Annotated in this window: 5 protein-coding genes; all 5 read right to left on the reverse strand. The window is 62.3% G+C overall.

The annotated features are described in order from the left end of the window. Positions 1-129: 129 nt before the first annotated feature. The 5 genes from ACRC20_RS14025 to ACRC20_RS14045 all read right to left on the reverse strand — a co-directional run bounded on the left by ACRC20_RS14025 (position 130) and on the right by ACRC20_RS14045 (position 6,512). Entirely contained in the window at positions 130-1,107 is a 978-nt protein-coding gene (locus tag ACRC20_RS14025; protein WP_438687005.1) for a hypothetical protein, read from the reverse strand. Between the two features lie 21 nt (positions 1,108-1,128). Beyond that, on the reverse strand, positions 1,129-2,106 hold the full coding sequence (locus tag ACRC20_RS14030) for a hypothetical protein (RefSeq protein ID WP_438687006.1): 978 nt from the start codon (positions 2,104-2,106) through the stop codon (positions 1,129-1,131). A 57-nt stretch (positions 2,107-2,163) separates the two neighbouring features. Next, entirely contained in the window at positions 2,164-3,237 is a 1,074-nt protein-coding gene (locus ACRC20_RS14035; RefSeq protein ID WP_438687007.1) for a hypothetical protein, read from the reverse strand. A 371-nt stretch (positions 3,238-3,608) separates the two neighbouring features. Next, positions 3,609-5,087, reverse strand: coding sequence for a hypothetical protein (locus ACRC20_RS14040; RefSeq protein WP_438687008.1), 1,479 nt, complete (start codon positions 5,085-5,087; stop codon positions 3,609-3,611). A gap of 804 nt (positions 5,088-5,891) precedes the next feature. Then, positions 5,892-6,512: a hypothetical protein gene (locus ACRC20_RS14045; RefSeq protein WP_438687009.1), complete on the reverse strand. Its 621-nt coding sequence runs from the start codon at positions 6,510-6,512 to the stop codon at positions 5,892-5,894. Between the last annotated feature and the right edge of the window lie 382 nt (positions 6,513-6,894).

Raw genomic sequence — 6,894 nt, forward strand, 5'->3', positions numbered from 1 at the left:
CGCGCGGCGACCCCCAAACTCACCTGAAATTCATCAACATTGATCATGCCCCCATCACCGAACCGCACCTGAGATTCATCGACAACCCCACCTAAGATTCGCCGTTATAGCCAGACGAGACTAGTCTCGTCATTCCAGCTTGCTGATGACTGGTAGCTCATCGGCCAAGTTCAGGGCCGAGAATTGACTCAAGAACATCCCGCCTCGAGCTGTGCGGGATCGAGTGAGGGTGCATCCCGCGTTGTGCATTTTGAAGACTTCTTGCAGCTCTGGGGCCGACCATGACACTCCGTCGAACTTGATGACGCTTTGTTGGCCCTCCCTGCTGTAAGGCCGGGGCGGAAACACGCTGCTGTAGGCGAGATAGAGGAGGCCGTCGTGGTCGAGGAGCCCGAACCTGTTGATCGACGAGGCTCCTGGTATGACGGTCGGCTCGCTCCAAGACTCTCCATCGAACACCATACTGCGCAGAGAGTACAACGAGTCCGCGTACACGAGCACCAGAAGCTCCTGGCTTTCAACAACCTCGAAGTTGACCTCTTTGGTGTCCAAACTCCCGACCCAGGGTACTTCGCGGTCGTTCTCCAGAACTCCATACGAATCGTCCGCACCGTCTTCAAGTCCCACTTCGGTGAAGAACATGCGACGACCCTCCGTCACGTGGAAGTAGTACAACGTGCCTGCGTACCAGGCGAATCGGTACGCGGAACCCCTGATGTCGCGCTCGATCCGATAAGGGCCGCTCGTGTCTCTCGTCGACGCCGGATCCCATTCGGCGACCCTTATTTCTGTCTGAAAATTATCCGGGCAGTAGGCCACGTGGAGAGAGCCGTGCTGGCCGTAGAACAGCTGTGGAACGTGCTCGGCCCCCGCTATATTAGGATCGAGGTACTTGATGCCGGATGGTGAGTTGAGGTCGATCTCGCCAGAATTAAATTTATAAACCATGCGGTATTTCGTCACCCGGCCTTCGGAGCCGTCTTCTTTGTTTTCGAATACGAAATAGAGCTCACGAGGCGGCCCGCCCGAGATGCTCGAATGCTCGTGCCAAATGTGCCCGTCGTAAGAATAGTTCACGAAGGAGTACAGCTCCGCGGAGGAAGTCATCGTCGTTCTCTCTTTTCTCGGTTAGGCGTTTGTGTTCCAGGAAACGGCCAGGAGGTCGCTCCCGTTCGCGAAAAGGACCGATTCGCGCCCCGCTCGCCGGTCCGGCTCGGGGTACATCGCTTTCGGGTCGGACCACACCGTGCCGTCGTAATGCGTGGTGAACCACCGGTCGTCCTGCTCGGACACGAACGGGAGCAAACCGTCGGGGCGGAAGGACAGGGCGAGCAGGCCGCGGTAGACCGCCGCGGACGTTCTGTGCTTTGTGACGACCTCGCCCGCCGCGACAGGTGAGGTCCAGGTCGAGCCGTCGTGTTTTGCGCAACGAACCCCGCCTTTCTCCGTGGCGTAGAACACATGCAGGCGGCCTTGGTAGACGATCGCGTCGAGGTACGGCGTGCCGGGGGCGATCAGCCGGTCGGCCTCCCCCAGTGCCACGGCAGGCGCGTGCTCGCCCCCCTGTTCTTCGGACAAGACGACGTGGAGGAGCAGCGACTGCTTTGTTGCCTCAAAGGCCTCCTCCGTCTGGGCGAGCAGATGGAGCCTGCCCGCGTAGCTGACGATCCGCACGTCGCCGACGCTAATCCCCCCCGTGCTGCCCCCAGCAGCGCCCGAGGAAAGGATTCGGTCTAATTCCAGGGTTGATACCGGCCCTTGAGGATCGGTCTCGGCGTAGAAGAAACTATTGCCGTCCCGATGAGTCAGGTATCGCGCCCCGTTGTGGAAGAAGAAGACCGGGACGCCGCCGGGCGCGGATTTTCCCAAGCGGATCTCGGTGGTCGGTGGGATCGACTTGGGCTCTCTGCCAGCCGCGGGCACGGGCGTGAGATTGGCGCCCGATTCGCCGTTGGCCCACACGACCCACGGCAAGCCGGACCGGTCGATCGCACCGTCGGCCCCGGTGATGGCCGTGGCAGAGGAGGCGATCTGCTCGACGGGCCCCCATCCGCCGCCTGTGTACTTCGACACGCTGATAGTGTTCGCGGGCTCTGGTTGCGCCATCTCTAGACTCCTTAGTCTGATCGTCGGGTTAGTGTGATCGGCGGGGCATGCTCTGCTTCATTCCGTTTTCAGCCGCTCTAGGAGCTCGTACTCGCCCCTAGACGCCGAACCTGGGCGGCGCCCGATGTTCAATGCCGTTCCCAGCCTGTTCCCCTGCCTTGCGGCGGCTGCGACTGCGCGGACCGCTGTGTTCAGAGCGGCCCTTCCAACGGCCCTTGCGACAGCTCCGACGATAGAGCCAGAGCCAGTGCCGCCGGTCGCTATCGTGAACACGACCGCGCCTGACACTTCGACCGCCGTTACCCCCCAGAACCACCACGAGCGGTACCAAGGCGTTTCTTCCTCTTCCGGATCCGGCGGTTCTGTGAACTCCGAGTAGTCGAATTGCATTTTCTGCCCACCGCTCCCCTCGGCGACCATGACCGCGGGAAAATGCCCCACGTTGTCGTTGATGATGGTCAGCGGCCGCTGTCGATCCGTCGGCGGAGGCGTTGTGGCGCGCGCCTTGTAGTAGTCCGACGGACTCCCGTGGTACACGACCGTCGCGGCGCCGAAGGCCGCCACGTGGACGTTCGCGCTTTTGAGGCTCGACTTGAAGCGCCGGAAATTTCCCCAAGAGGTCCCGTTGTGCTCGAGGATGTACAGGCCCGAGTCCAAGTCGTAGCCGTCGTCCGACACTCCGCTGCAGAATACGAGCATGAGCCTTCCCTCTACGACGGCCAGCCCGTGCTGCCAACGCGTGTTGGCCCGCACGTTCGGTATCGGCGAGTACGCCGACCACGCCTCCCCGTCGCACACCGCGAGGCACAGCTGTCCGTCGTCCAGGTACACCGCGTGGAGCTTGCCCTGGTACACGGCCAGCCGAGGCTGCAGGTGCGAGGCGGAGAACCCGGATCGGGTCGGGATCTCCTCGAAATCGATCGGCCCAGCCCCGCCCGAGCCCAACCAGCGGCCCAGTTTCGCGTGGACAAGCCGCCCGCCGCGCCCTCCGACCGCGTGGATCTCGCCAGCGTAATACGCTAGGCTCGCCGCCGACAGGTCCAAGCCCGGCAGGGGTTTGTAGTTGCCGCTGGTCCGGTCCACTTCTAAGATGTCGCTGCGCGATGATTCGAGCCCTGCGCAGATAATCATGCGGGTTTTATCGTGGGCTATCGAAACCGGGCCGGAGTATTTTTGAGAGCTGCTGGCGCTCCACTTCCTCCGCATCTCGCCCGGCCGCGGCAGAGACGACCCCGGGGGGACAGAGAGCTCGATGACGCCGTAGTGGAGGCTACCGTCTTTGTCGGTCCAGCATAGCTGTAAACTCGACTCCCTCGCTGGGGCTGGCGGTTCCGTTAAAAGCGATGACGTCCACCATGTTGTCGCGACAGTCGTCGTTGTCTCTCCAAAAGAAGAGGCCCCGTACCGCCCCGAGGGTATCCAGTCGTTTCCATTGCCCAGTGGCGAGACGGAAGACGCTATCGACATGTTTGGTTCCTTTCAGAGGTTCTTTCCGGCTCCTGCTACGAGCTTTGGGGGGTCCATTCGCGGAGGAAAAGGAGCAGGGCTAGCAAGTAGAAGACGGGCCCGTGGTCCGAGTCTCCTCGGTCCAGCGTGATCCCCGTCGCCCCTGGGTCGCGGGAAGTCGACGCGACCGCGTAATCGAGGAAGTTGTTGTTATGCGTCGGCCGGTCGGACGGGATGGCCGAGCCGACCTCTGAGGGGAACAACCACGATGTCGCTGGAGCGGCGCCTTGCCGAGGTTCGCGGTTGAAATCGCCAGCGACCACGAAAGGGGTCGCTGTGTGCGCGGCGACCTCGCGAAGCATGTGCGGGGCGTTCGGGCCGCCTCCGGAAACCGCGTGGAAAGAGTACACGGTGATGTCCTGACCGCGAGGGTCGGCCGGGTCGCGCATGATGCGAAGGCCGAGGAGCGGACGGTTCTGCCCTTCTCCGTCCGCGATTATCACTGGAGTCACGCGATCCGCCCAGTCCTCCGGAATGATGATGGCCAGGTTGACCCTCAGCCGCCCCACGTTGTAATGGAAAATCCGGTGGTCCTGCCTCGTCCTGCCCGCGCTTCCGATGGACCATCTGTATTCTTCGACATGCCGGTCCTCCCCGAATTGATCGCGCACCCTCCACCGCCATATCCTTGCCTCGGGGATCTGGCCGGTGGCGGGGTCCACGAGAGGCCTCGGCTCGATCTGGGTCCGCTGGTTCAACGGGTAAACGTCGTTGTCTCCGACACCTGGGGCAGGCTCCTGGTAGGAAGGCATCGTGCCGCCCGCCTCCTGCAGCGCGACGATCTGCGCCGCCGGACGCCCCCCCGATGCCCTGAGCATGCCGTCTCTGACCCGCGCCCACTTCTCCGCGTACCCCAGGCTCCCCCCTTGCATGTTCCATGTGTACAGAGGGACTTCGGGGGCGCTTCGGGCTTGGTTGGGAGCCACTGCCAGCTCCAGTGCGACGACCCCGCCCCTTTCCACGACCCGAACCCGGACATCGACATCGTCCCCGTTCCAACGGTTGTCGATCATCGCCGTCTGCCAGGGCGCGAAGGTCGCCTGGACCATTCCTCGAAGAAGCTCGACCGGGTGCGCGGTCAGCGGCGCTCCCGCGCGCTGCGCCGCCAACGCGACGTACGCGTGCATGCGGTACAGGCTCGCGAGCACGGCAAGCCGGTTTCTCCGATCCGTCGAGGCCCCGAGCGAGAAATCCGCTAGATTGGCCTGGTCGTTGAACGCCGCAGAGAGGCCCACTGCGACGGAGGACTCGATAGCCGCCTCGTTGCCCGCCGCTCTCGCGGCCCCCACCAATCTCGACGACACCGCCCATTCCAGATAGTGAGCCGTGTGAAGGGCCGCTAGCGAGTCGTTGCGCACCTCGCGCAGCACTTGCGTCACGACATCCTCGATAGTGTTGACAAGCAATTGCAGGTTCGCGGCGCTCGTGGTGATTCCTTCGCGTATAGCTTCCGCGAGGCGTGGTATCGGCGACATGAGTCATCCAGTCCTTAGAACAGGCAGGCTGAGTTCGAACTTCGGCATCGCGCCAAAGGCAGCGCAAAACCGGAAACAATGAAGATCCGTCCCGGTCGGAACATATATCCTCAATACTGATACGAAACACCAAAATTCGACGTGCCTGCCAGCCGAAACCGCGCGAGGTCGGATCCGACTGCTTGTCCGCGAATAGGCAGCATCTGATTTCCTTCGTTCAGACTGCCAATCGAAATCTTGGCTGATTGTGATTTATCGTTGCTTTTCTAGGATCATTTCGAGAAACAAGCACGGAATCGCTCGACGAGGTCTGAGGATCTCAAAATGCTAGTCCGAAAACCGCCGAAACGGAACTAAAAATACGGGCTGCTCCAACCTGAGCCGCGCCCCGGATTCCATGTCTTGCGAACCTGGAGAGAGGCTGTCCGATAATTCTGTTGACAAGTTAACCGTACACAATTGCCATGCGCTCGGACAAGGGTTAATTGTAATAAGTTTTGTTCGCGCAGGTCACCTCGGCGTGTCTCGCCCTTAAACTAATCGCAGGCAAGGTTACTCTTGCCTAAGTAATGTCGGCAAGGTCGCGCTCTTGCCGCAGAGGCCTCGTGACAGGATTCCTGAGCAACGCTCTTGCCGCCGTCCCAGGTCGTCGGGACCAGATCACGTTAATCGAATTCCCGGCCAACGTTTTCTTGTCGTCGCGAGCCGCGACCCGCCACCGACAGTCCGCCGCATGGCCAGGACTGCGGAAGATTCCTCCGCTACAGCCTGGCCCTGCCCTCGCCGCGGCCTTTGCCCACGTAGTCACCGCCCGGGCGCGGCGGCTCGTTGGAGACGAAGCAGTTCGCCGTTGAGGGCGGCGATCTCTTGTTTCAGGTCTTTGATCTCCCTGTCCTTCTTCGAGAGCTCGCTCTTGTGCTCGTGTTCTTGGGCTGTCATTTTGCGGCGCAGCGCCGATGCGACCGTACCCTCTTCCTGTTCGGGCGCAGGCCTGATGCCGGGGCGGGCGGGCTCGGGCGGAGCGGCGCTGCGCGTCGAGGTCGAGGGCCGCGACGGCTTTGTCCCGGTTCGGCGAGGTCGTGCCCCGGTGCGCTTCCCCGCCCGCTGGGCGTTGTCGAGGACGGCTTGGTGGGCTCCTCGGGTCTGGATCTGCAGCAGCGGCAGACGGTCCTTCGTCCCCGCTCCGGCGACGGCGGAGCGGCTCTGGGCGTCGGTTTCGAGCCGGTCGATGATCGCGTCGAGGGAGCGGATCTCGCGCAGGCGCTGGGCGACCCAGACGTTCTGGTCGCCCAGCTCGGGGTAGATCAGCTGTATGCGCTCATCTGGATCAGCCTGAAGATCCTCGGCACCGATGAGGACGCGGTGGCCAAAGCGTTCATCTGGCTCGACGAAGAACCAGATGAAGCGGAGCCCGATACCGGACATAGCGACTAACCGCACAGCCGTTGGCGCATCTCGCCACCTCGATTGATCACAGAACTACTTGATCATCTACCCAGCTCAGCCGTGGTTCGCCGCCGCAAGAGGCACATGCCCATGTTCCAACGCAACGTGGCGGGTACGGCCTGATCAGGGGTTAATGAATTTCCGCCCAGTCCCATGCTAGGGAGCATCTCCCACATCCGAACCGATACAGGCCGCTCCGCTTCCGCTAGCTTTCGTCGTTTGCCAGCTTGTGGTCGAGGACTCGCACGAGGTCGCTGATGTTCATGTCGAGGGCGACAGCGGTGCGCAGGACCATGCCGAGGCCCGGAGCCATGCGTGCTTGCTCCCACAGGTGGACGGTTTGTTTCTCCACGCCGATGGC

This window comes from Segniliparus sp. (genome assembly GCF_051660745.1).
In the GTDB taxonomy this organism is placed as follows: domain Bacteria; phylum Actinomycetota; class Actinomycetes; order Mycobacteriales; family Mycobacteriaceae; genus Segniliparus.